Origin of the sequence: Actinoplanes oblitus, assembly GCF_030252345.1 — a bacterium.
Taxonomy (GTDB): domain Bacteria; phylum Actinomycetota; class Actinomycetes; order Mycobacteriales; family Micromonosporaceae; genus Actinoplanes; species Actinoplanes oblitus.
This window is the reverse complement of record NZ_CP126980.1, coordinates 3,591,037-3,615,612: the sequence shown is the minus strand read 5'-3', so window position 1 is coordinate 3,615,612 and position 24,576 is coordinate 3,591,037. Positions and strand designations below refer to the sequence as shown.

Genomic DNA, 24,576 nt, shown 5'->3' with positions numbered 1-24,576 from the left:
CTGGTCGAGACGGTGTTCTGACCGAGTGGAGGTGCTGCGCGCCCGATCCCGGGGTCTACCCTCACGCCATGCAGGTTCTCCTGGTCGTCGAGCCCGATCCGGAGTTCGGTGCGGAGGCGGCCGACCGGCTCGTCCGGCGGCTGCGCTCCGAGGTGGACGACCTCGACGTCGACTCGGTGCGCCCGGCACCGGCCGGCGCCGTCCCGGACGGGGCGAAAGGCGCCGACCCGGTCACCGTCGGGGCGCTGGTGGTCGCAATGAGCGCCTCCGGCGGCGTGTTCACCAGCCTGATCGGGACGCTCGGGGCGTGGCTGGAGCGGCAGTCGGCCCGGCACCGGATCACGGTCACCGTCGACGGGGACACGATCACCCTGGAGCGGGCCACCGCCGTGGAGCGCAAGGCGCTGGTCGACGCGTACCTGCGACGGCACTCGGGTGAGCCGGTGCAGTGATGGGTCGCCGGCTGGCACTGCTCGTCGCCGCGTACGACTACGCGGACGAGGGACTGCGCCGGCTGGCCGCCCCGGCGCACGACGCCGAGGCGCTGGCCGCCGTGCTGCGCGACCCGGCCATCGCCGGGTTCGAGGTGACCACCCTGATCAACGAGCCGCACCACCGGGTCGGCGCGGCGATCGGCGAGCTCTGCCGGGACCGGCGCCGGGACGACCTGACACTGCTCTACTTCACCGGGCACGGGCTCAAGGACGACGACGGCCGGCTCTACCTGGCGACCAGCGACACCCGGCGGGACACGCTGCTGTTCAGCGCGATCTCGGCCGAGCAGATCGACCGGGCTCTGGAGGGCTGCGCGTCGCGGCGCAAGGTGCTGATCCTGGACTGCTGTTACAGCGGGGCGTTCCCGGCCGGGCGGCTGGCCAAGGCCGACGAGGGGGTGCACACGCTGGAGCGGTTCCAGGGGCGGGGGCGTACGGTGCTCACCGCTTCGGACGCCACCCAGTACTCGTTCGAGGGGGATCGGGCGTACGGGTCGGCGATGCAGTCGGTGTTCACCCGCTATCTCGTCGAGGGGCTGCGGGACGGGACCGCCGATCTCGACGGGGACGGCGACATCACGCTCGACGAGTTGTACGCGTACGTGCACGACCGGGTGGTGGCCGAGATGCCGCAGCAGCGCCCGAAGAAGCAGGACGACGTGGAGGGCCGGATCGTCATCGCGCGGAACGTCAACTGGGCGCTTCCGGGGTACCTGCGGCACGCGATAGACAGTCCGATCGCGGCCGACCGGCTGGCGGTCATCGATCAGCTGGCGCGGCTGTACCGGGTGGGGAACGGGGCGGTCCGGGATCGCGTACGCGAAGAGATCGAACAGCTCACCCGGGATGACAGCAGGCGGGTGTCGGCAGCGGCCGCGGAGCGGCTGCGGGAGTTCGATCCGGCGCCCGCGGCTCCTCCGTCACCACCAGCCGAACCCCCAGCGCCCGCGCCGCCGGAAGCCGACCCCCCAGCGCCCGCGCCGCCGGAAGCGGAATCCGCTCCGGTCGCGCCGCCATCGGCCGAACCCGAGCCCGTCCCGCTGCCGGCGACGACACCGGCGCCGGCGCCTGTCGAGGGATCGCCGGCGCCGTGGTACCGCCGGCCGGGCGTCATCGCCGCGGCGGCGGCCGTCCTGGTGGCGGTCACGGTGCTCGTGGCGATGCGCTTCGCCGGCGACCACGACAACAGCGGATCGGCCGCCAGCGGTGGCTACCTGCCCTACGACCTCACCCCGCCGGGGCTCGCCATCAGCCCGGACGGCCGCTGGCTCTACGTCACCGTCAACCGGCAGAGTTCCGGCAGCGGCAAGCGGCCGACCGGCAGGCTGGTGTCGATCGACACCAGGACCCGGCTGGCCGGCGGCACCATGGACGTCACCCCCGGCGCCGGCGACGCGGCGATCAGCCCCGGCGGCGAGCACCTCTACTTCGTCTCCCGGTACCAGAACGGCGTCACGGTGATCGACAAGCTCGGTGCGCAACCGACCGGCATCTCCGGTTTCGACCTGCCCGGGGACGGCACCGCGAACCGCGGTGTCGCGCTCGCGCCGGACGGCAAACACCTGTTCGTCGCCGACGACAGCGGCAACCGGATCTGGTCGGCCGATCTCACCAAGGACATCCGGAAACCGTCGATCCGCAGCTTCTCCACCACCTTCGCGGTGCGGCTGACAGTGCCCAGCCCGGACGGCAAGTACCTGTACCTGGCCGGTGGTCCGCCCGCCGCCGGCGCCCGGTTCGACCTCGGCACCGGCCGGCAGGACCCGTCCTTCCCGGTCGGATCCGGCCCCCGCGACCTGGTCGTCAGCCGCGACGGCCGGCACGTCTACCTGGCCGCGTACGGCGCCGACCGGATCGACGTCGGCGACACCAGCGCACCGCGGGTGGCCCGCAGTATCACCCCCGGCTGCGGCATCCATCCCCAGGCCCTGGCCCTCAACGCGGACGGCACCCGGCTGTACACCGCGTGCGAGTCGTCGAACGTCGTCTCGGTCAACGACACCGCCTCCGGCGAGCCGGTCGGCACGCCGATCGTCGTGGGACCGCGGCCGTCCTCGATGGTCCTCAGCCCGGACGGCAGCCGGCTCTACGTCAGCACGATCGACGGCTACGACATCAAGGTAGCGGTGATCGACACGGCCAAGGGCACGGCCATCGACACCGCGATCGAGGCCGGCTCGTGGTTCGTCAGCTGACCCCGCCGATCACCAGCAGGTTGATCAGGAAGGCGACCGTGGCCGGTTCCGGGCTGACGCGCCCGGCCAGCACGCCGTCGAGCCACCCGTCGTCGACCAGGCCGGTGGCCCGCAGCGGGGCGACCACCGACGGCTCGGCGCGCCAGTGCGCCACCACCAGCGCCGCGGTCTCGGCCGCCCCGAGCTGCGGCCGGCCCTGACCACGCAGCTTCTGCCGGATCTTGCGGGCCGCCTTCTGCGCGGTGACCCGGTAGGCGGCGGTCCGCGCGGCCAGGCCCGGCCGGCCGAGCCGGTTCGGGATCAGACCAGAATCCAACGGTACGGCGGCCAGCTCCGCGTCGAGCAGGGTGATCAGCCGGCCGGTGAGCAGCCCGTTGCGTTTCTCCTCCGGCCTGACCGCGTGCGCCAGCTGGATGAACCGCCTGTCGAACATCGGGTTGACGAAGTGCCGGTTCACCGCGGCCACCGACCCGTGTGCGCCGGACCAGCGCTGCATCCGCTGGTACAGGTAGAAGTGGTCGGTCGCGGCCAGCCACTCCCCCGGATAACCGTCGAACGACTCGGTGATCAGCTCCAGGGCGGACGCCCGCGCGGACGCGGCGAACTCCGGCGCCAGGGCGGCGGTCTCGACCGCCTCGTTGGCGTACAGCCGCCAGGTGGCCAGTTTCTCGATCAGTTTCGGTCCGGTGGTCGCGCCGCTGGGCTGCCCGAAATAGTAGAAGCCACGGCAGGTCTCGCCGCCCAGCCCGGAGAGCCGGTGCCCCTGCTCCAGCTGCGCCTCGGCGCGCAGCAGCGGGGCGAGCGCGAGCGGGCTGGCCATGCAGTCGAGGTCGCGGGCGGCCCGGACGGCGAGTTCGTGCGCCTCGGCCGGGGTGACCGCCGGGCCGTCGTCCATCCAGTGCACGTGCAGGTTCATACCGGTGAGGTCGGCGAGCCGCCGGGCGAACCGGGAGTCGGTGCCGCCGTGCACGTCCAGGGTGAGCGCCGCGAGCCCGGTACGCGCCGCCGGGCGGATGGCGGCGAGCAGCACCCGGGTGTCCTGCCCACCGGTCAGCTGCAACACCGACGACGGGTGGTCGCGCAGGTAGGCCTCATGGAACTCGATCATCAGCTCGGCCTGCTCGGCGGCGGCCTCCTCGAGGCCCGGTGCCGGACCGTCGACGGCGAGGGACTCCTCGACGTAGCGGTGCGGGGTGACCCGGCCGTCCTCGAGGGTCACCAGGCAGCCGGCCGGCACCTTGTGCACCCCGGCGAAGACGGTGCGCAGCCCGACCTGCCAGCCGACCAGGCTCTGCACGGCGAGCGCCGGCCGGTCCAGGCCGGCGCCGGCCAGGGCGGCCAGGGCGAGTGCGCTGGTGGAGATCGCGGCGACGCCGTCGCCCTGCCACCAGAACAGCTGCTGGAAGCCGAGCCAGTCGGTGGCCGCGACCACCGTCGACCCGTCGCTGTGCGCCGCCGCGAACGGCGGGACCAGCGCGGCCAGCCGCGAGCCGTCGACCTTGGCCCCGGCGCGCAGCAGCACGCCCAGCGCCTCGGTGGAGACGTCGCCGCCGCGGGTCCGGGCGGTCTTGCCGATCAGCACGGTGAAGGCGTCGTCCACCGGCTCGTCGGTGGCGACCCATCCGGTGGCCGTGCGGGACACGACCGGGTCGCCGGGCAGATACTCGAGGATGTCGGGCCGCGGGGCTGCCCCGGAGACCGCGAGGAAAGACCTCACCGCAGAGTTCCCTTCATGGTGTTCGGCTCATGGAGTTGTGGCGGCGCGGTCAGCGGACCACTGCCGGCGACCAGGCGTCCGGGATGAACACCCGGGGCGTCCCGGTGCCGTCCGCCGGGACCGCCCAGACGTCGCTGGCGGACGGTCCGGTGCCGGCGCGCGGCAGGCCGTAGAGCACCTGCTCGTTGTCGAGCCACTCGATCTGGTCGTCCACGCTGTGCTTCTCGGTGAGCAGCGTGGACTTGCCGGAGGCCAGGTCGTAGACGGCGATCATCCACTGCCCCGCCGGCTGCCCGTTGCGGGTCTTGAAGGCCACCCGCGCACCGTCCGGCGACAGCGACGGGCACTCCGCGTCCTCGCGCAGCGCCACCAGCTCACGGGTCTTCAGGCTGCCCCGGACCAGCCACGTCCTGGTCCCGGACGCGGCGGTGGCGTAGAACGTGTCGCCGTCGGCGGCGAACGTGACACCCCACAGGTTGCGGTCCTTGGCGGTGATCCGCCTTCCGTCGACGATCAGCCGGAAGTCCGCCTCGAGGTTGAGGCTGGGCCCGCCCCGCAGCGAGGTCACCAGGGTCTCGGTGGAGAAGTCGCCGGGCGAGGAGTACGCGTGCCCGGAGACGAACGTGGTGGTCGCCACCCACGCCCCGTCCGGCGAGAGCCTGGTCCGGCTGGGCACCCCGGCCAGCGGCAACTCCCGCCGGATCGCCCAGTTCGCGTCGAGCACCTCGGCCTGGTACGTGGTCACGAAGCTCGGCTTGGAGTAGAGACAGACCGCCTCGTCGCGGTGCGCGTAGACCCGGTCGCAGTCGACCCGGGTGAACGCCCGCGGCCCGGCCGGATCGCCCAGCGGCACCATCGCCACCTTGCCGTAGTAGTCACCGATGGCGGTGCTGCGGAACACCACGTGCGGTACCGGCGTCACCCCGGCCAGGTCGACGACCGGCACCGGGGGCGCGGCCGCCACTGCCGCGGCCCGCTCCTGGCGGGTGTGCACGACGAACAGGACGGTGCCGGCCACCGCCAGCACGAGGACGGCGGCGAACGCCACCAGCTTGGCACGCGGACTCACCTGTCGATACCTTTCAGCAGCCAGGAGGCCGCTCCGATACCGGCGGTCAGAAAACCAGCGGCGAGGAAGAGCGCCGGCGACGGCCCCCACGCCTCCCAGAGCGCGGCGAAGGCGAGCGACACCGCGAACCGGGCGAGCACCACCACCGTCTGCGCGGCGGCGATGCCGCTGCCCCGCGCCTCGGCCGGCACCCGCCGGCTGATCAGCGCGGGCAGCACCCCGTCGGTGGCCGCGTAGTACGCGCCGAGCAGGCCGAGCGCGACCAGGGTGGCGATCAGCCCGCCGTCCGAACCGCCGGCCACCAGGTAGGTCAGCAGCAGCGCGGCGTGCCCGGCGAGGAAGACCCGGGCCCGGCCGACCCGGTCGGCGAGCCGGCCGAGCGGGATCGCCAGGGACAGGTAGACCAGGTTGGTGCCGACGTACATCAGCGGGAACCAGCGGGCCGCGAAGTCGCCGCTGTGCTGCAGGGACAGGTAGAGGAAGCCGTCGCTGACCGTGCACAGCCCGAGCAGGCCGGCGGCCAGCAGCGGTTTCCGCAGGCGCGGACCGGTCAGCTCGGTGACCAGCCGGCGCACCGGCAGGCCGCTGCCGGCGGTCCGCCGGTCCGGCACGAACAGCACCAGCATCGCGACGCCGAGCAGGGCGAAGGCGAACGACGCGACGAACACCGAGCTGTATCCGGCCGGCACGAGCAGCAGCAGCCCGAACGCGACGAGCGGGCCGAGCGCCGCGCCGATGGTGTCCAGGGTGCGGTGTACGCCGAACGCCCGGCCCAGCGCCGCCGGATCGGAGGCGTCGGCGATCAGCGCGTCCCGCGGCGCGGTCCGGAAACCTTTGCCGAGCCGGTCCGCGGTGACCACCCCGGTGATCGCGGCGAAGCTGTGCGCCGGGACCAGCGCGATCCGGCTCAGCGCCGAGATGCCGTAGCCGAGGACGGCCACCCACTTGGGCCGGTTGGTGCGGTCGTTCAGGTAGCCGCCGAAGATCCGCACCAGGGCGCTGACACCCTGGTACAGACCGTCGACGACGCCGTACGCGAGCAGGCTGAGACCGAGCTCGGCGGTCATGTAGAGCGGCAGGACAGCGGTCACCATCTCCGACGAGATGTCGGTGAGCAGGCTGACCACCCCGAGCAGGACGACGGTGGTCGCTACACGGGAACCGGCCGCCTTCGCGCCGGCGGGCCGGTCCCGGATGGTGATGTACACGGTTGTGCCTAGCCCTCCAGCGCGGCCGCGAGGGCGGCCACGGTCTTCTCCTGCTGGTCCACGGTGATCTGCGGGTAGAGCGGCAGCGACAGGATCTCGCCGGCCGCCTTCTCGGCGTGCGGGAAGCTGCCGGCCGGGTACTTCGGGTCGGCGAAGGCCGGGGTCAGGTGCAGAGGGTACGGGTAGTGGATGCCCGCGCCCACACCGGACTCGTGCAGCTTGGCCAGCACGGCGTCGCGCCGCCGCGGGCCGCCCGGGATCCGGACGACGTAGAGGTGCCAGGCGTGCTCGTTGCCGTCCAGGGTGACCGGGCGGACCACGTCGAGGTCGGCGAGCAGCTGGTGATAGCGGTCGGCGGCGGCGCGGCGTGACGCGTTCCACGCGCCCAGCCGGGCCAGCTTGGCGCGCAGCACCACGGCCTGCAACGCGTCGAGGCGGCTGTTCATCCCGACCAGTTCGTGCAGGTACTTCTCCAGGCCCCCGTGACTGCCCAGGGTGCGTACGAAAATCGCCTGGTCCTGATCCGGGGTGAGGACCGCACCGGCGTCACCGTAGGCGCCCAGGTTCTTGCCCGGGTAGAAGCTGGTGGCGGCGATGCCGTCGGCACCGGCGCCCCGGCCGTGGCGCAGGGCGCCCTGGCACTGCGCGGCGTCCTCGACCACCGCGACGCCGCTGCCGGCCAGCTCGGCGCGCAGCCGCGGCGCGTCGGCCAGCTGCCCGTAGAGGTGCACCGGGACGACGGCTTTGGTCTTCGGGCCGACCGCGGCGAGCATCTGGTCGACGTCGACCAGGTAGGTGTCCGGGTCCATGTCGGCCATCACCACGCGGGCGCCGATCCGGGCGACCGGCTCGACGGTGCCGACGAACGTGTTGGCCGGCACCACCACCTCGTCGCCGGGACCGACACCGGCGGCCCGCAGGGCCAGCTCCACGGCGTCGGTGCCGTTGGCGACACCCACGCAGTGAGCGGCGCCGGAGAAGTCGGCGAACTCGCGCTCGAACGCCGCCACCTCGCCGCCGCCGATGAATCCGGTGGTGGCGAGCACCCGCTTGAACCCGGCGTCCACCTCCTCGGCGACCTCGGCGTGCGCGGCTTGCAGATCGACGAGCGGAATCATGTTGTGTCTACTCCCGGGAAAGGGGCTCTTGAGTGGACGGACATTACCGCCGGGTCGATGTCCGCGGCAGTGCAGTGACGGCTTTCCGGCAACCCCGATTACGTCACGGTGCGTTGTGATCGGCTCGACTACTGTAGTCAGCGCCGTAAGCGGGCCGGTCCCATCCGTTGGGTGGGGAGCACCGGCCGTTCGGCTCTAATTAGGCGATCCCCGGCGCTTCCACGATGGCTGAAGGTGTCTCCATCGGACTCGCCGGCGTCGGTAGGGTCGGCGCGATGGGATCATCCGCCCCTCGGGGGCGGCCAGGGGGAGGCACATTTTGATGTCGACGGCGCTCGCGCCGGCGCGGGACGGGACCGACGAGCGGCTCACCGGGGTCCCCGGCGAGCCGCTCGCCCACCGGCGGTACCGGCGCATGCGGTTCATCCGGCGATTCGAAGAGACGCTGTTGCAGCTGTTCGAGGAGGGTGCGCTCAACGGGACCACGCACGCCTGCATCGGCCAGGAGGCCGACGCCGTGGCGGTCACCGAGCACCTCGCCGACGGCGACCACATCTTCAGCAACCACCGGTGCCACGGCCACTACCTCGCGCACTCCGGTGACGCCCTGGGCCTGATGGCCGAGATCATGGGCAAAGAGGCCGGCGTCTGCCGCGGGCTGGGCGGCAGCCAGCACATCTGCGCGCCCGGCTTCAAGTCCAACGGCGTGCAGGGCGGCATCGTGCCGAACGCGGCCGGGATCGCCCTCGCGAATCAACTCTCCGGCAACGACGCGGTGAGCGTGGTGTTCATCGGCGACGGCACCCTGGGCGAGGGGGTGGTCTACGAGACGCTGAACATGGCCGCGCTGTGGAAACTGCCGCTGCTGGTGGTCTGCGAGGACAACCGGTGGGCGCAGAGCACGCCGATCGCCGCCAACCTGGCCGGCGACATGGCGTCCCGGTTCGCCGCGTTCGGCGTGCCGGTGCGCGAGGTGGACAGCACCGACGTGCAGGAGCTGAGCGAGATCGCCGGTGCGGAGGTGGCCGCGGTGCGCTCCGGGGAGGGGCCGCGGGTGCTGCTGATCCACACGTACCGGCTGTGCCACCACTCGAAGAGCGACGACGAGCGGCCGGAGCGGGAGATCGCCGAGCGGTGGCTGGTCGAGCCGCTGGTGGTGCACGGGCGGCGGCTCGACGAGGCGGACCGGCGGCGGATCGAGGACGAGGTGGAGACCGCGCTGAGCGAGGTCGTGGCGACGGCGAGGGCGAGCGCGTGATCTTCGCGAAGGAGCTGGGCGACACGCTGCGCGGGGCGCTCGGCGACGACGAGCGGGTGGTGCTGCTCGGGGAGGACATCGCCGATCCGTACGGTGGCGCCTTCAAGGTGACCCGCGGCCTGTCCACTGCCTTCCCGCAACGGGTGCGGACCACGCCGATCAGCGAGGGCGCGATCGCCGGCATCTCGGCCGGCCTGGCCCTGGCGGGGTACCGGCCGATCGCCGAGGTGATGTTCGGCGACTTTTTGACGCTGATGTTCGATCAGGTCGTCAACCACATCGCCAAATATCAGAAGATGTACGCCGAGCAGGCCACCTGCCCGGTGATCATCCGGGCGGCCACCGGCGGGCACCGCGGTTACGGCCCCACCCACAGTCAGAGCCTGGAAAAGCACTTCCTCGGCGTCCCGCACCTGAGGGTGGTCGCCGCCTCGCTCTACCACGACCCGCGGGAGGTCTTCGCCGACTTCCTGCGCCGCGACGAGCCGGTGCTCTACGTGGAGCACAAGCTGCTCTACCCGCAGCACCTCACGCCGCCGGTCGGCGGCCGGGTCGGTGACCTCATCGCGACCAGCGACAACTCCCCCGGCATGCTGCCGACGATCCGGCTCTCCGCGGTGCCCGCCGAGGACTGCACGATCAGCGTCCTCGCCTACGGCTATCAGGCGATGCTGGCCGCCCAGGTGATCGAGCGGCTGGCCATCGAGGAGGAGATCTTCGCCGAGCTGATCGTGCCGGCGCAGATCGCCCCGATGGACTGGGCGCCGGTCGAGCGATCGGTCTCGGTCACCGGCCGTCTGGTGACGATCGAGGAGGGTGCCGACGGCTGGTCCTGGGGATCCGAGGCGGCCTCGGTGATCTCCCGGCGGCTGTTCGGCAGGCTGCGGCAGCCGGTCGACGTGGTGGCCAGCGAGCCCACCATCATCCCGTCGTCGAAGCCCAAGGAAGCCGACGTACTGGTCGGCAGTGCCCGGATCGAGGCGGCCCTGCGCGCCGCTCATAAGGAGTCCCGTTGAATCCCGTCCTGGTGCCCACCAACGACGTCAACAGCGAGCACGGCATCCTGGTGATGTGGTTCGCCGAGGACGGCGCCGAGGTGGCGAAGGATGAGCTGCTCGCCGAGGTGGAGACGAGCAAGGCGGTCCTCGAGGTGGTCGCGCCGGTCGCCGGGGTGCTGCTGCACCAGGCCGCGAAGGGGGCCGAGATCCGGCTCACGCAGCCGATCGCGATGCTGTTCGACGACGTCGTGGCCCGCGACGCCTACGTCATCGAGCAGGCCGCGGCCGCTGCCGCGGCGCCCGCTACGGACGGACCGCGGGCCACGGTGAAGGCCGTCCAGCGGGCTGCCGAACTGGGCGTCGACCTGGCCTCGCTGGGCCTGGACCGGCTGATCACGGTCAAGGACGTGGAAGCCGCCGTGGTCGCGCCGGTCGTCGCCGAGGCGGACCTCCCGGCGCCGCTGACCGGGGCACCCGGCCGGCAGCGGATCCTGATCATCGGGGCGGCGCTCGGTGCCACGCAGGTCCTGGACATCCTGGCGGGCAGCACGACGCAACAGGCCGTCGCGATCGTCGACGACGACACGTCGCGCTGGGGCGCCGAGGTGCACGGCGTGCCGGTGGTCGGCGGCAGCGGGCGGCTCACCGAGCTGTTCGGGGCCGGCGTCTTCGACGCGGCGATCATCGCGATCGGCAAGTCGCCGGCGGTTCGCGCCAAGTTCCGCGGCGTCTGCGAGCGGGCCGGCATCCCGCTGGCCAACGCGATCGACCCGACCGCGAAGATCGCCACCGACACCGAGCTCGGGCAGGGCAACATCATCTGCGCGTTCTGCCATGTGGCGACCGGGGTGAAGGTGGGCGACAACAACTTCTTCTCGGCCTACAACTCGTTCGACCACCACAGCGTGATCGGCGACGACAACGCCACCGGCCCGTCGGTCTACACCTCCGGCAAGGTCACCATCGGCAACCGCACCCGCTTCGGCACCGGCATCGTCATCGAACCGGACGTGGTGATCGGCGACGATGTCGCCGTCGCTTCCGGCGCGGTGCTGACGGCGTCCGTGCCGGCCGAGCACGTGGTCAAGACGAAGATCGTCACGACGACGGTCGTGCCGTTGCGCCGCTGATCGATCGCGGTCCGCGGCCCGGGCGGTGTCCCGGGTCGCGGTCCCCGGCCGCCTCCTGAGTCGCGGTCCCGGCATCGGCCACGACCGCAGCCTTCCAGGCCGCCGGCACGACCACGCGATCGGACCGCGCGTGGACGGCCGGCGCCATGGTCTCCACTCTGGACGAGCTGGCTCGGTTGGACCGGGCGCTGTTCGACAGCCTGTCGGTCACCAGCACCGACCGGACCCGGCAGTTTCGTGCTGGTGGGCAGCGTCTTCGACCTGGAGATTGGCAAGAAGCACGATCCCGAGCACCCGCCCGTCCCGCCTTCTTCACGGCGATCAGGGCCGTGTTCTGTTCCTGACCGGCATGGACCCTGCGCCGTACCGAAAAGTCGGGTCGAACCGGAAGATGCGAGCCAGCCGAAAGCGTCACCTGCCCGCGCTAGTGTCATAAAGGGTATGTCGATATAAGTCAGACATCAGGCACCAGATACGGCAGTCATGTTCCGCCGCATCGCGGGTCGGCCGGGGGGCCAGGATGAGTCAGCAGACCATGATCAAGTCAGGTTGGGCGGGCCGGTTGCGGTGGACGATCGCGGCCAAAATCACCACCTTGGTGGTGATCGCGGTCGGCCTGCTCCTCGCACTGGGCCTGCTGGGAGTGCTGTCGGTGTCCGACATCCGGACATTGGCGACGCAACAGGCGATGCTGTCCGACGCGAACGCACGCCTGATCGACATGGACATGCAGGAGAGCAACGCGACCATCGCCTTGAACCGAGCCCTCCTGTCCACCACGGACGCCGCGCGTCAGCAGGCCGACACCCTGCTCGGTAATGCGGCGACCGCGGCCCGCGCGGACATGGCGGCGATCGCCACGATGGCGTTGACCGGGGCGGCGCACAACCAGTTGACGGCGGTGGCCGCCGCCTACGAGAAGTACCTGGGCGAGGAGGACGACGCGGTGGCCACCGCCAAGACCGTCGACCCGGCGGGCGCGGCGGCCATCAGGCTGCTCGCCGACGACGACAAACGCGCCGGCGCCACGGAGGAGGTGCTGACCGATGCCCGCGCCAACCTGGACGGCATGGTCGTCAAGGCTACCGAGGAGGCCGATGCCAAGGCGACGTCAGTGAAGGTCGTGGTGGGCGTCTCGCTGCTGGTCGCAGTGCTGCTGCTGGGCGGGATCGGCTGGGGACTGGTGCGCGCGGTGCGCACCGCGCTGTATCGCCTGCGGGACCGGATGACCGACATCGCCGAGGGCGAGGGCGATCTCACCGCCCGGCTGCCCGACCTGACGAACGACGAGACCGGCGACGTCGCCCGGGCGGTCAACACGTTCATCGCCCGGGTGCAACAGGTGGTCGCCCAGATGGCCGGCGCCGCGGAGACCCTCGACGGGTCGGTGCAGACGCTGGGTGCCATGACCACGCAGATGTCGGCCAATGCCGAGCAGACCAGCACCCAGGCCGGAACGGTCACTCGCGCCGCCGAGGATGTGTCCCGCAACGTGTCCACCCTGTCGGCCGGCAGCGAGGAGATGACCGCGTCGATCCGGGAGATCTCGGTGAACGCGTCCGAGGCCGCACAGGTGGCCGGCACCGCCGTCGGCATCGCCTCGACGGCCCGGGACACCGTCGCCGCGTTGTCCACCGCGAGCTCTGAGATCAGCAACGTGGTCAAGCTGATCACCTCGATCGCCGAGCAGACCAATCTGCTGGCGCTCAACGCCACCATCGAGGCGGCCCGGGCCGGCGAGTCCGGCAAGGGGTTCGCGGTGGTCGCCGGCGAGGTCAAGGAACTCGCACAGGAGACCGCCAAGGCCACCGACGACATCACTCAGCGGGTCGCCGCGATCCAGGCCGGCACCGATGCCGCGGTCGGCGCCATCTCCACGGTCGCCGACATCGTCGGCAGGATCAGCGACTTCTCCACCACGATCGCCTCCGCGGTCGAGGAGCAGACCGCGACCACCAACGAGATGTCGCGGAACGTCACCGAGACGGCCGAGGCGGCCGGTCAGATCGCCGTCAACATCACCCAGGTCTCCGAGGGCGCGGCCAGCACGTCGGCGGCGGCCGGGGAGGCCGCACACACCACCAGCACGATCGCGACAGTGGTGGGTGACCTCAAGACCACCGTCGGCAGGTTCCGCTACTGAGGCGGTCGCGAACAGCGCCTCCCGTTCCCAGGACGCGGACAAGGCGTCCGCGCCTGGGACCGGGCCGTCCGATGGACGGGAGCCCTGTGCGGTCCCGGGACGGAGCGCTCACCCCCAGACAGGCCCGCCGGGGTGGTCAGATGCCGCGGCGGCTCCAGGAGCGCCACCACAGCCACTCGCGGCCCTTGTGGGCGACCGCGGAGAGGACCAGGGGTTGCAGGTAAGGCATGGTCTTGGCGCCGACGCGGCGGCGGACCCGCAGGCCGCGGTACTCCGGGAGGGACCTGTAGTCGGGCCAGCATTCGGCGGCGAAGGCGACCAGTTCCTCCTCCGGCGTGCTGGCGGTACGGCCGCGGTCGTAGGCGCGGTACGCGCGGCGCAGCGCGAACCGGGCCAGCCGCCGGTGCACCATCGCGTCGAGACGGTCCGCGTCGGGGAGCAGGTGTCCGCACTTGGCCAGCACCGACTCGTAGGCGACCTTGCGTTCCCGCAGGTCGTCGACGGCACCGGCGTCGACGTGCATGTTCTGCCCGTGCAGCCGGTAGTACGCCTGGTCGGCCTTGACGTAACCGACGTCGGCGTGCGAGGCCAGCCGCATCCACATCTCGATGTCGGCGGCGTGCGGCAGGTTCGGGTCATAGCCGCCGACCTCACGCTGCAGCTTGGTCCGCACCACCACCTCGGGTGAGGTGATGCAGCCGGTCCCCTCCCGGAAACGCCGTTCCAGCCACCAGTGGCCGGGATACACGGCGGTCTCGCCGGTGCCCTGGTTCGCCGGCGGGGGCGGGCCCGGGTGCTGGAAGTGGACCGGATGGCCGTAGGCGAAGCCCATGTCCGGATTCGCGTCGAGCAGCGCCACCGCCCGGGTCAGCGCGCCCGGGGTCAGCATGTCGTCGGCCGACAGCAGTGCGACGTAGTCGCCGTCGGCCCACTCCAGCAGCCCCTCGTTGTACGTCGCGATGTGCCGCTTGTTCTCCTTGTGCACCCGGACCTCGACGCGCGGGTCGCTCGCGGCGATCGCGTGCGCCTTCGCGGCCGAGTCGTCCGGCGACGCGTCGTCGATGATCAGCACCCGCACGTCGACGCCCGGGTTGTCGAGCACGCTGTCCACGCATGCCCGCAGGTAATCGCCGTACTTGTAGCACGGGATCACGACGCTGACCGAGCTCACCTTGTTTCCCCCCAGTAGGAACGAACCCAGCACGAACAGTGGCGGGCTCCGCGCCGGGTGGCGCGGAGCCCGCCACCTCACGGTGTGGCCGTCGTGAACACCACGTCGACCCAGTAGTTGCCGGCGTTCCAGCTGGATGTCGGGAACGTCCGGGTGGAGCTGGCCTTGAACAACCCGTTGTGCCCGGTGGCCGAGTCGGCCACCGCGGTCAGCGGGTACGAGGTCCGGGCCTGCGTGAAGTACGACGGGCTGTACGCGTAGAAGCCCACCTCGGTGTGGTAGGACACCACGTACGTGATGTTCGCGTCGATCTCCACAGGGGTCGCGAACTTCAGGGTCTGCCAGCCGCTCGTCGACTCGTTCTGGAACGTGCCGGTGGCCAGCTCCTGCCCGGTGTCCGACCACAGCGTCCCGGTGTGCGTGCCGGTGTTGCGGTCACCCTTGTAGAACTTGACCCCGGTGACGTAGCCGTCGACCGCCGAGGTGAACCGCATGCCGAGCTCCAGGGCGTTGGCCTCGCCGGCGCTCTCCACATCCGGCGTGGCCGCCGAGCCCCACACCGAGCAGGGGCACTGCACCCCGGACCCGGTGGTGAACTGCCAGGTCTGCGCCGACGCCATCGCGTTGCCCCACAGGTCGGCAGCCTTCACCGACGCGGTGAACTGGGTGTTCGCGGCCAGCACGCTGTCCGGCTGCAGGGTCGCCTTGCGGGTGGTGTCGTCGTAGGACACCTTGGCGCCGACGGCGGTGCCGCCCGCCTTGAGGGTGAACTCCAGCGTCTCCGGGTTGACGTCGTGGTCGAACGTCGCGGTCACCGACGTGTTGCGGGCCACGCCGGCGTCACCGTTCGCCGGGCTGCGCACCGTGACCACCGGCGGCGTGGTGCCGGCCGAGGCCGTCTCCACCACCGCGTCCACCCAGTAGTTGGTGTCGCCCCAGCTCAGGTTCGGGAAGCCACCGTTGGTGCCGTACTTGTAGACGCCGTTCGGCCCGGACACCCCGGACTGCAGCTGCTTGACAATGCCGTCCCCGGCGCCCTTGGCGGTGAAGTAGGCGCTGGAGTACGAGTAGTGCCCGGTCGGGGTGTAGTAGGACACGACGTACGTGGTGTTCGCCGCGATCGAGACCGGGCTGGCGAAACTCATCGTCTGCCAGCCGCTGGCCGACTCGTTCTGGAACGTGCCGGTGGCCAGCAGTTTCCCGCCGGTCGTCCAGAGCTTGCCGAGGTGGGTGCCGGTGTTCGCGGCGGCCTTGTAGAACCGCACCCCGGTCACCTGGGCCGGCACCGACACCTGGAACTTGGCGCCCAGCTCGTTCGCGTTGGCGTCCTGCGAGTCCACGTTGGCCGGCACGTCACCGGCCTTGTACGTGGTGCACGGGCACTTCTGCGGCCCGACGGTCAGGTTGATCGTGGTGACGGTGCCGAAGTTCAGGCTGTCGTCGATGCCCCGCACCTTGATCTGCGCGGCGCCCTCGGCGACCGGCGTCCAGGTGTACGTCCAGGTGGCCAGCCCGGTCGCCGCGTTCCAGGTGGTGCCGCCGTCGGTGGAGACCTCCACCCGGCCGAGCTGCCCGCCGGCGTCGGCGGCGGTACCGGTCACCGTGATCGGGGACAGCTTGGGCACGGTGCTCCCCGCCGTCGGGGCGCTCACCGTCACCACCGGACCGGTGGTGTCGGCCGACTTGACCGGCACCTTCATGCCGCTCTGGATGGTCTTCGGCTGCGCGCCCATGTCGGCCAGCAGGTTCAGCGTGGCCTGCTGCATCCGCGGGTCCTCGGAGCTGGCCGGGCCGGTGTGCAGGGTGCTCAGGCCCCACGACCACTGCACCGTGCCGGAGCCGAAGACCAGCGCCTTGGAGACCGGGTCGCGGTACATCACGACGCTGTGCGTGGCCACGCCGTTGCCGTAGTTGTTGCCCTCGTCCAGCAGCAGCGTGCCGTCGGTGATCTGCAGGGTGGTGGCCGAGAACCGGACGGCGCCCGGCGGGCGCACCGCGTTCTCCACGTCGGAGTCCCACTCGTAGCCGAGGGTGCCGGCCGGGAACGTCGCCACTTCGCCGTCGCCGAGCCTCTCGATCTCGGTGTCGCGCCACAGCCGCATCTTCTTGAACTGCGAGGACACCGTCATGGCGTCGTGCCGGTAGCCGTTGACCGAGAACAGCGTGCCGGTGATCTGGTTCTGCGGCGAGTTGCCGCCCTTGCCGGCACCGGCCGGGTCCATCCAGGTGCCGGTCCACTGGCCGCTCGGGTCGGCGACGCCGTTCGGCGGCGACTGGTTCATCTTGGTCATCTTGTAGGAGACCAGGGTGCGGTGGTCACCGCCGTCGGCGGCGAGCGACGGCTCCCAGCGGGTCCGCCAGAACGCCTCGTTGGCGCTGAAGAACGCCAGGTTCACCCCGGCGGCGCGGGCCGCCTTGACGTTGTCCCAGATCCCCTGGTCCCAGTACTCGTCGTGGCCCGACGACACGTAGATCTTGTGCTTGGGCAGCAGCGACGGCTTGGTGGAGACGTCCAGGTTGGAGGCGTAGCTGACGTCGTAGCCGTTGCGCTCCAGCCACTGGATCATCGGGAACTCGCTGGACAGGATCGCGTTGTCACCGGCGATCCGCAGCGGCCGGTTGTAGCTGACCTTGTACGCGCGGCCGTCCGGTGCCGGGCCGCCGCCCTCGTACAGGTTCTGCCCGCCCCACGAGTTGTACGCCTGCCAGGTCTCGTCGGAGGTCTGCACCACGATGTCGGAGTGGCTGTTGTCGTTGGCCACGACGAACGGGTACGGCATGTAGCCCAGCCCGTCACCCTGGTCCAGCGCGGCCAGGTAGACACCGGAGACCGCGTCCGAGGGCACCGTCCAGGTCACGTTGGTGGTCCAGTTGCCGCAGTCGACGAGGCCGACGGCCGGGTCCTTCTGGCACGCGTTCTGCACCTTGGCCGGGAACTTGGCGGTCGGCGACGTCGGCATGATCCGCGCACCGTTGCCCTGGTAGTAGCCGAGCCGGTAGAAGGTGACGGTGAACGCGGTCGGCGAGTTCACCTTCATCTTCAGCGTCTCACCGGGCTGGACGCTCACCTTGGTGGTGAAGCCCTCGATGTCGCCCCACGAGGCGTCCGAGTACCAGTCGTCGCGCGGTGTGCCGGGCTTGGAGTTCTCGCACACGATCGGATTGGAATTGACCCCGCATGGGTCGTCCGCCGCCAGGACTGCCCCTGGCAGCCCGACCACGGCACCGAACAGCAGCGCTGACAACACGCCTGCTGCGAGCCTATTTATCACGCCATGCTCTTTTCCTCAGAAATATGTGTCACGGTTTGGCGACCTGTTTCTTGGTCGGTACGCCGTCGATGGTGCCGACGACGTTGTTCGACCATTCGCCGTACGTCACCGAGCAACCCCCGTCGCAGCCCTCGACGGCCTCCCAGTGCGTCGGGCCGAACACGTTGTCGGTGACCTTCAACCCGGCGCCGCTCTGGGCACGCAGCCCATAGGCGCCGAGCGAGATGAAGCTGTTGCGGACCGAGTAGTCACGCAGCACCGAGCCGTCCACGCTCTGCGTGAACAGCACGGCGGTGATGGCCTTCCAGTAATTCGGCACCGGTTTGCCGGTGTGCGCGTCGATGCCCGGCTCCAGGCGGCTGTTCTCGATGGTCACCGGGCCGGACCCGCCGTACGGGAAGACCCCGCCGGTGTGCGCGACCGACGGATCGTCGAGGTTCGCGATGTAGTTGTCGTGCAGCCAGCTGTTGCGGATCGTCGTCCGGGCGCCGCACAGGCACATGCCCCCGGTGTTCGCCACGTCCACCCGGTTCAGCGAGATGGTGCAGGTCGCGCAGTCGTTGATGGCGTGGTCGTTCGCGGCGGCGCCCTTCTCACCCTTCGGCACCGGCTCCGGCCGGATGGTCACGTTGGTGAGGTTCAGCCGCAGGTCACCGGAGGAGTCGGCGTTCACCAGGATCGCCCGGTTCGCCGAGTCGGCCGGCGGCGCGATGATCGAGTTGGTGATGTTGACCGTCCCGTGACAGCCGGTGCCGATGTAGAGGTAGCCCCGGAAGTACTTGTGGTCCAGGTTGACGGTGCCCTTGCAGTCGTAGAGGTCCCACTCCTTGCTTTCCTTGTTGCTCGGCTTCACCACCTTGTAGCCCTTGGGCACCGGCAGTGACGTGTCCGACTGCTTGTACGGCTTGACCCCGGGCGCGCCGACCGAGAACCGGGCCGGGTACCGCCCGCCGCCGGTCGCGTTCACCGGCAGCGTCTTGGGCTTGGACGGCGCGGCGGTCGGCTCCTTGGCCGGCACCGACGCCGAGACGGATGCCGAGGGTGCGCCCGAGCCGGCCGCGCTGGGCGCCGGGGAGGACCGCGGGCCGCCGGTGGCCTGCGGACCGGAGGCGCCGGGGGTGCCGTTCGCCTGCGCGCCAGGCCCGGCGTCGTCGCCGCCGCGGATCAGCACCACTATCGCGACCACCGCCGCCAGCAGCACCGCCAGGCCGGCGGGCCAGATGAGTTTCCGCAGGCCGGGCCTCATGAAAGCTCCCAAGGGGTCCAGTAGCTGTCCGGGTTGATGGTGTAGTTCACTGTCGGCTCCGGGATGTGCTCGACGCGGTGCCGCCGGCTGAACCGGTAGACCAGCTCCCAGTCCTCCTTCGGCGCCACCGACGTGGTGCGGCGCAACCGGCTGAACCGGGTGCTCGGCAGCCGGCGCAGGACGAGCGGGTTGTTGTCGAGATAGCAGCGCTCCCAGGCGAGCTTGCGGTCGAACGGCACGGACAGCACGTCGCGGACGGTCCCGTCCGGCATCAGCCGCCGCATCGCGGTGTAGACCGCGTCCGGACGGTCCGCGTCGCGCCCGTCGTCCAACCGGGCCAGGGCGGTCTCCAGGTGGTGCTTGTCCCAGGTGTTGTCGTCGTCGAGGAACGCCACGTACGACGACTCGGTCAGGCCGATCCCGACGTTGCGCCCGACACCCGGCACGTTGATGTTGTGCCGCAGGCTCACCACGTGCAGCCGCGGGTCCGCCGGGAACTCGGGCAGCTGGCCGCCCGCGTCGTCGACCACCACCAGGACCAGGTCCTCCATGGTCTGGGCGAGGACCGACTCGACAGCCCGCAGCAGGCCGCCGGGGCGCTTGTAGGTCAGCACGACGACGGCTACCCGGGCCCGCGGGCGCACCCCGCCGGGCATCCCGCGCAGCAGGCGGCGCACCTCCGAGCGCTCGAACCGGCCGAGGCCGACAGCGGTGTGCCCGAGCACCACCTTGTTGCGCAGTTCCTCGAGGGGCAGCCAGCCGTATCGCTCGCGCAGTCGCCGCTTCAACGAACGCATTGTCTTCGAACTCCTAGGAGGGGTCGGCTGCCGCGGCCGCGAGAGCGGGCTCGCCGGCGGGCACCTCGTCGGTGCCGGCCATGCCGGACCGGAGGCGTTTCACGATGGGAAGGACGAACGGCACGTAGGCCGCGAGGGCGGCGAGGCCGGCCACGGTCAGGCCGACGAACCCGCCGCCGAGCCAGTGGTGCGCGGCCCAGGCGACAGCGCCCATGGCCACGCCGCCGAGCAGCGGGCGGACGCAGGCGAGCAGGATCTGGCCGGCCGGGATGCCGAGCCGGACCAGCGCGACCAGGAAGACCGGGGCGACCAGTAGGGCGGCCACCACCAGCTGGCCGGCGCCGACGCCCGGCACGCCCCACCGGTGGGCGAAGAGCAGCAGCACCGGGATGAGCGAGAACAGCCACCAGGCCTGCATCAGCATGAGGGTCTTGCGGACCCGGGTGGCCAGGCAGTCGTAGGCCAGCTCGACGGCGGTCCGCAACAGGCCGAGGCCGACCAGGAACTGCAGCGGCAGCGCGGCGGCCGCCCACTGGTCACCGTAGACGAACGTGATGATCGGCTCGGCCAGCACGCCGAGCACCACGCAGATCGGCACCGCGGCCGCGATGACGAGCGTGAAGGCGCGGACGAAACCGCTCGCGAACTCGGCCGGCGCGGAGTCGGCGAGCCGGGAGAAGCCGGCGAACGACACCCGCCGGGCGGTCTCCGACACCATCCGCACCGGCCAGCTCGACATGTTGAAGGCCATCGCGTAAATGCCGAGCGCGGCCGGGCCGAGCACCGAGCCGACCACCACCGAGTCCACGTTGACGATGCCCAGGGTGAGCAGGCTGGCCGAGGCCAGCGGCAGGCCGTACCGGATCAGCTGCCGGGCCTGGTCGCGGTTCCAGCCGAACCGCAGCATGCCGGGCGCGCACAGCCCGAAGCCGACCAGCGCCACCAGGTTGCCGGCCAGCGAGCCCCAGGCGAAGCTCATCGCACCGACGCCGGCCGCGGCGAACGCGATGGTGGCGCCGGTGTTGACGGCGAAGTTGAGGATGTCCACCACGGTGCGGCGGAACTGCTGGAACTCCCGGTTCAGCTGGCCCAGCGGGACGCAGGCGATACCGTCGATGATCACGCTGAGGCACAGCACCCGGAGCATCGTGGTGGCGTCCGGCGAGCCGAGCAGCCGGGCCACCGTCGGCGCGGAGAAGTACAACACGACATAGAACGCGGTGCTGCTGAGCGTGGAGAGGGTCAGCACGGTGGGCGCGAAGCGACGGATGTCGCCCTCCCAGCGCACCAGGGCCAGGCTGACGCCCATCTCGTTGAGCGAGAGCAGCATCGCCAGCACCAGCAGGCCGACCGCGTAGAGGCCCCACTCGTACGGCCCGAAAAAGAGGCGGGCCAGCACGACGCCGGAGGCGAAGGTGCCGATCCGGCGAACGATGGTGTTGATCAAGCTCCAGCGGGCGGCGGTGGCCACCCGTCGGTTCAGGTCCGTCACTGTGGAAGGTCTCCGATTCTCGCCTCTTCACGGCGAGCCACGCCCAGGTAAGCACCCGAGAGGCCCAACATCAGGAAAGTGGATCCGGCCACCATCGGGAAGCTCAGCGTGTCGAAAGTGGCCATTACGACGAGCATCACGAACCCGACGGCCACGAATCCCTGACCGGTCTCCCGGCGCGCCGGGTCGATGGACCGGCGGCGGCCGAGGGCACCACAGTGCATCGTCGTGGCGTAGATCAGCATGATGGCGATCAGCCCGACCACGCCGACCTCCAGCAGGGCCAGCAGATACTGATTGTCGGTGTAGCGGTACATGGTCGGCAGGTAGGTCCCCGGCCCGCGCCCGAACCACTGGTGACCGGCCAGGTCGAGGCCGATGTCCGCGCTGGTGGCGGTCCGCGACTTGGTGCTGTTGTCGCCGCCGTCGAGCATCGCGCTGAACAGTCCGATCAGGGTGCCGACCAGGCCGGGCACCAGGATCCGGGTGGCGCCCAGGGCGGGGATCATCGCCAGCAGGGTGCGGCCCACCCGCCGCGCCGGCCAGGTGGGCAGCAGCACCAGCAGGACCACCGCCAGGCCGATCACCGACGTCCGCGAGACGGTCATCATCGAGGAGAGGGCGATCAGGCCGACCGGCGTCCAGCGCCGCAGCACGCTGCGGCCCTCGCCGTGGAAGGCCTGCTGGATGGCGAACGGCAGGGCCGTCACCATGACCGCGGCCAGCTCCAGGCTGTGTGACGCGGTGGCGGTGGGCCGGACGAAGTCGCCGCGGGTGACCAGCTCGGAGGTCGCGCTGGAGGACAGGCCCGGGATCACGATCCACGCGGTGAGGCTCTGCTTGAGCACGAACTCGAGCATCGCCACCACGGCGATCCAGGAGCAGCACCTGACGAACAGGCGCAGCAGCCGTTCGATCTGCCGGTACTCGGTCAGCGAGGTGGTGAGCAGGATCAGTGGCAGCCAGACCAGCAACTGGAGCAGGGCCCGGTCGGCGGCGCTGTACTCCGCCGTGTCGGCGTCGCGGCGGCCGACCGCGACGTACGCCAGCAGCACCGCCACGGCGTAACCGAACAGCGCCAGCCGGGCCGGCCTGGTGAACGACGCGGTGGACACCCGGCGCATCAGCCAGCTGATCGCGTACCAGAGCAGGGAGACCAGCAGGAACAGGTTGGCGATGGTGCCGGTCGCGCCGATCCCGGCGACCACCAGCCGGGACGGGACGACCAGCAGCAGGACGATGTAGACGGCCAGCAGCGAGTCCGGGCCGAGCCGGCGCAGACGCTGCTGGGAGCGGTAGAGAGCGCCGGGGCGGCGGGTGGCGTAGGTGGCGGACCGGTCCTCGGTCGCGGCGTGCGGCTCAGCTGCCGTTGACGCGGCCGGCATCCTGACCCCTACGGTCCCCGCCGTTCGACTGGTAGGTCGTGGCGGCTCCGGTCCGAGGCGCCCCGCCGGAGCGCTGCTGCGGCGCGCCCTGGCCCGGCTGCTTGCGGTTGTCCTGCGGCGGGCTGCCCACCGGCCGGGACGGGAGCCGCAGCCGCTGGGTCTTCTCGGCGTCGGCGATCGGTTCGTCCTTCGGCGGCAGCGGCCGCTGCGGCGGCGCCACCGGGGCGACGGCGGCCTTCGGTTTCGGTGGCAGCTGCAGCACCATGGTGCCCTCGATGTCCGGGCCCGCGGCCGCCGCGCCGGCTGCCGTGGTCACCTCTTCACCGCCGAGCCGCTTGCGCCGCCGGGCCCGGGCGATGCTCTCCACCACGAAGGTCAGCACGAAGGCGAGCGCCGCGGTGCCGCCGCCGGCCACGATGACCAGCTTGAGCTTCTCCTTGCTCTCCGTCTCGGGTTTCTGCGGCGGGATGACCTGGATCAAAGTGATCCGGTCCTTCTCGGCGACGTTGTTCTGCTTCTGGATCTCGGTGAGCGTGGTGTCGGCGACCTTCACCAGCTGGTTGGCCGAGGCGAGCACGTGCTCCTTGGTCGCGCCGCCGGTCAGCGTGATGGTGAGGAACGGGCCCTGTGCGTTCTCGGCCAGGGCGACCGTGTACTCCTCGGTGATCCCGGCGGCCTTCAGCTGCAGCACGGTGTCGGAGGACTGCAGCCGGCGGCCGAGGAAGTCGGCGGTCGCCACCAGCGAGCCGTTGAAGTTGAGGAACGGGTTGTCCTGGCCGGTGTCGACGGCGGCGGCCTTGCTCGTGGTCGGGGCGGCCAGCAGACTGACCATCGTGTAGGTCGTGTAGGTGTTCGGCACCAGGACGTAGGTGCCCAGGCCGAGGCCCACCGCCAGCGCCAGCATCGGCACGACGATGTACCAGCGGTTGCGCAGGATGCGCAGGATCTCGCCGAGGTCCACGGACGCCTTCTCCAAATTTCCGCCAGGACGTCTTTCGTCGCCACGGAGTTCCAGAACGGAGGGCGACCGGTGCCCCCCGACACACGATCGCCAAGTTATACGACGATGGCACGGGTGGCTATTGGACATCCGTCTGCAATCGAAGTTGACGAGATCGAGGTCAACGCGCTAAGGAGTCCCACAGCAGGTCACGCGCGGGAAGCGGGATAACAATGTATCTGTCCGATATGGCCGGAGTGCTGGAACGGCGCTGGTATCTGATCCTCGCCGGCGCCCTGATCACCGCGGCGGCCGCCAATCCCGCGGTGCACACCCAGGACCGTTACCTGGCCACCGAGGTGCTGATGATCCAGCCGCCGGTCAACGAGTACCAGCCCAACCCGGTCACCGGGCTCTACCCGTCGATAGCGGTGACCGCGGCGGCCGTGGCGAACCGGTTGAACACCGCGGACAGCCAGGAGATGTTCCGGGCCAAGGGGGTCACCGGGACGTACAAGTTCGAGCCGCGCAACACCGGCACCCGGCAGGAGCCGCGGTACGTGATCGGCTCGATGTCGATCACCAACATCGGCACCGACGAGCAGGGTGCCCTGCGCTCGCTCGCCATCCTGCACAGCACCTACGAGCAGGAGATCAAGGAGCTGCAGGACGCGTACCGGGTGAAGCGGGGCCTGCGCATCACGGTGGCCCAGCTGGTCCCGCCCAGCTCGACCCTGCTGACCCACTCGCCGCTGCGCTCGCTGATCGGCGTCGGGCTGCTCGGTACGCTCGGGACCTGCGCTGTCGCATTCTGGACAGACACCGTTCTGGGCCGCCGCCGGCGACCCGCCGCGAGCGCCGCTGCCACGGCGAACTCGCCAAATTGGACTGATCAAGTAGTCCGTTCAGCCCCTCAGCTGTGACCGACGCGGCATGTCTACGC

Annotated in this window: 18 protein-coding genes; 7 read left to right on the top strand and 11 right to left on the bottom strand. The window is 70.9% G+C overall.

What is annotated here, in order from left to right:
- Positions 1–68: 68 nt before the first annotated feature.
- A complete protein-coding gene (locus Actob_RS16175; protein ID WP_284921015.1) occupies positions 69–452 on the top strand; it encodes an effector-associated constant component EACC1 in 384 nt (127 codons plus the stop codon).
- Positions 452–2,689 carry a caspase, EACC1-associated type gene (locus Actob_RS16170; RefSeq protein ID WP_284921014.1) on the top strand — a complete coding sequence of 746 codons (2,238 nt, stop codon included), beginning with the start codon at positions 452–454 and terminating at the stop codon, positions 2,687–2,689. Before Actob_RS16175 ends, Actob_RS16170 begins: the two co-directional genes overlap by 1 nt.
- Here Actob_RS16170 and Actob_RS16165 read toward each other — a convergent pair.
- The 4 genes from Actob_RS16165 to Actob_RS16150 are packed head-to-tail and all read right to left on the bottom strand — an operon-like array spanning position 2,682 to position 7,801.
- Positions 2,682–4,406, bottom strand: coding sequence for a hypothetical protein (locus Actob_RS16165; RefSeq protein WP_284921013.1), 1,725 nt, complete (start codon positions 4,404–4,406; stop codon positions 2,682–2,684). The genes Actob_RS16170 and Actob_RS16165 overlap by 8 nt on opposite strands.
- A 49-nt stretch (positions 4,407–4,455) precedes the next feature.
- Positions 4,456–5,475, bottom strand: a complete 1,020-nt coding sequence (locus tag Actob_RS16160; RefSeq protein ID WP_284921012.1) for a TolB family protein — start codon at positions 5,473–5,475, stop codon at positions 4,456–4,458.
- The gene (locus tag Actob_RS16155; RefSeq protein WP_284921011.1) at positions 5,472–6,683 is read right to left on the bottom strand and encodes an MFS transporter; all 1,212 of its coding nucleotides are present in this window, start codon (positions 6,681–6,683) and stop codon (positions 5,472–5,474) included. Before Actob_RS16155 ends, Actob_RS16160 begins: the two co-directional genes overlap by 4 nt.
- An 8-nt stretch (positions 6,684–6,691) precedes the next feature.
- Positions 6,692–7,801 carry a DegT/DnrJ/EryC1/StrS family aminotransferase gene (locus Actob_RS16150; protein WP_284921010.1) on the bottom strand — a complete coding sequence of 370 codons (1,110 nt, stop codon included), beginning with the start codon at positions 7,799–7,801 and terminating at the stop codon, positions 6,692–6,694.
- Positions 7,802–8,123: 322 nt separating this feature from the next.
- Between Actob_RS16150 and Actob_RS16145 the strand changes: the two genes are divergently transcribed.
- The 4 genes from Actob_RS16145 (at position 8,124) to Actob_RS16130 (ending at position 13,330) form a co-directional block, all read left to right on the top strand.
- Positions 8,124–9,059 carry a thiamine pyrophosphate-dependent dehydrogenase E1 component subunit alpha gene (locus tag Actob_RS16145; protein ID WP_284921009.1) on the top strand — a complete coding sequence of 312 codons (936 nt, stop codon included), beginning with the start codon at positions 8,124–8,126 and terminating at the stop codon, positions 9,057–9,059.
- Positions 9,056–10,075, top strand: a complete 1,020-nt coding sequence (locus Actob_RS16140) for an alpha-ketoacid dehydrogenase subunit beta (RefSeq protein ID WP_284921008.1) — start codon at positions 9,056–9,058, stop codon at positions 10,073–10,075. Before Actob_RS16145 ends, Actob_RS16140 begins: the two co-directional genes overlap by 4 nt.
- Complete coding sequence (locus Actob_RS16135; RefSeq protein ID WP_284921007.1) at positions 10,072–11,187, top strand: biotin/lipoyl-containing protein; 1,116 nt, start codon at positions 10,072–10,074, stop codon at positions 11,185–11,187. Before Actob_RS16140 ends, Actob_RS16135 begins: the two co-directional genes overlap by 4 nt.
- Positions 11,188–11,707: 520 nt before the next feature.
- A complete protein-coding gene (locus Actob_RS16130; protein WP_284921006.1) occupies positions 11,708–13,330 on the top strand; it encodes a methyl-accepting chemotaxis protein in 1,623 nt (540 codons plus the stop codon).
- Positions 13,331–13,466: 136 nt separating this feature from the next.
- Here the strand turns inward: Actob_RS16130 and Actob_RS16125 are convergent, their stop codons facing one another.
- The 7 genes from Actob_RS16125 to Actob_RS16095 form a co-directional block, all read right to left on the bottom strand.
- Complete coding sequence (locus Actob_RS16125; RefSeq protein WP_284921005.1) at positions 13,467–14,501, bottom strand: glycosyltransferase family 2 protein; 1,035 nt, start codon at positions 14,499–14,501, stop codon at positions 13,467–13,469.
- A gap of 77 nt (positions 14,502–14,578) precedes the next feature.
- Positions 14,579–17,656 (bottom strand): DUF4082 domain-containing protein, encoded by a 3,078-nt coding sequence (locus Actob_RS16120; protein WP_284921004.1) that lies wholly within the window; start codon positions 17,654–17,656, stop codon positions 14,579–14,581.
- A gap of 145 nt (positions 17,657–17,801) precedes the next feature.
- A complete protein-coding gene (locus Actob_RS16115; RefSeq protein ID WP_284921003.1) occupies positions 17,802–19,019 on the bottom strand; it encodes a hypothetical protein in 1,218 nt (405 codons plus the stop codon).
- On the bottom strand, positions 19,016–19,816 hold the full coding sequence (locus Actob_RS16110) for a glycosyltransferase family 2 protein (RefSeq protein ID WP_284921002.1): 801 nt from the start codon (positions 19,814–19,816) through the stop codon (positions 19,016–19,018). The genes Actob_RS16115 and Actob_RS16110 overlap by 4 nt, the downstream gene beginning before the upstream one ends.
- A gap of 13 nt (positions 19,817–19,829) precedes the next feature.
- Positions 19,830–21,308 (bottom strand): oligosaccharide flippase family protein, encoded by a 1,479-nt coding sequence (locus tag Actob_RS16105; protein WP_284921001.1) that lies wholly within the window; start codon positions 21,306–21,308, stop codon positions 19,830–19,832.
- Complete coding sequence (locus tag Actob_RS16100; RefSeq protein WP_284921000.1) at positions 21,305–22,693, bottom strand: O-antigen ligase family protein; 1,389 nt, start codon at positions 22,691–22,693, stop codon at positions 21,305–21,307. Before Actob_RS16100 ends, Actob_RS16105 begins: the two co-directional genes overlap by 4 nt.
- Positions 22,668–23,654 (bottom strand): YveK family protein, encoded by a 987-nt coding sequence (locus tag Actob_RS16095; RefSeq protein WP_284920999.1) that lies wholly within the window; start codon positions 23,652–23,654, stop codon positions 22,668–22,670. Before Actob_RS16095 ends, Actob_RS16100 begins: the two co-directional genes overlap by 26 nt.
- Positions 23,655–23,866: 212 nt before the next feature.
- Here Actob_RS16095 and Actob_RS16090 point away from each other — a divergent pair, with 212 nt between their 5' ends.
- The gene (locus Actob_RS16090; protein WP_284920998.1) at positions 23,867–24,556 is read left to right on the top strand and encodes a hypothetical protein; all 690 of its coding nucleotides are present in this window, start codon (positions 23,867–23,869) and stop codon (positions 24,554–24,556) included.
- The last annotated feature ends 20 nt before the right edge of the window (positions 24,557–24,576 follow it).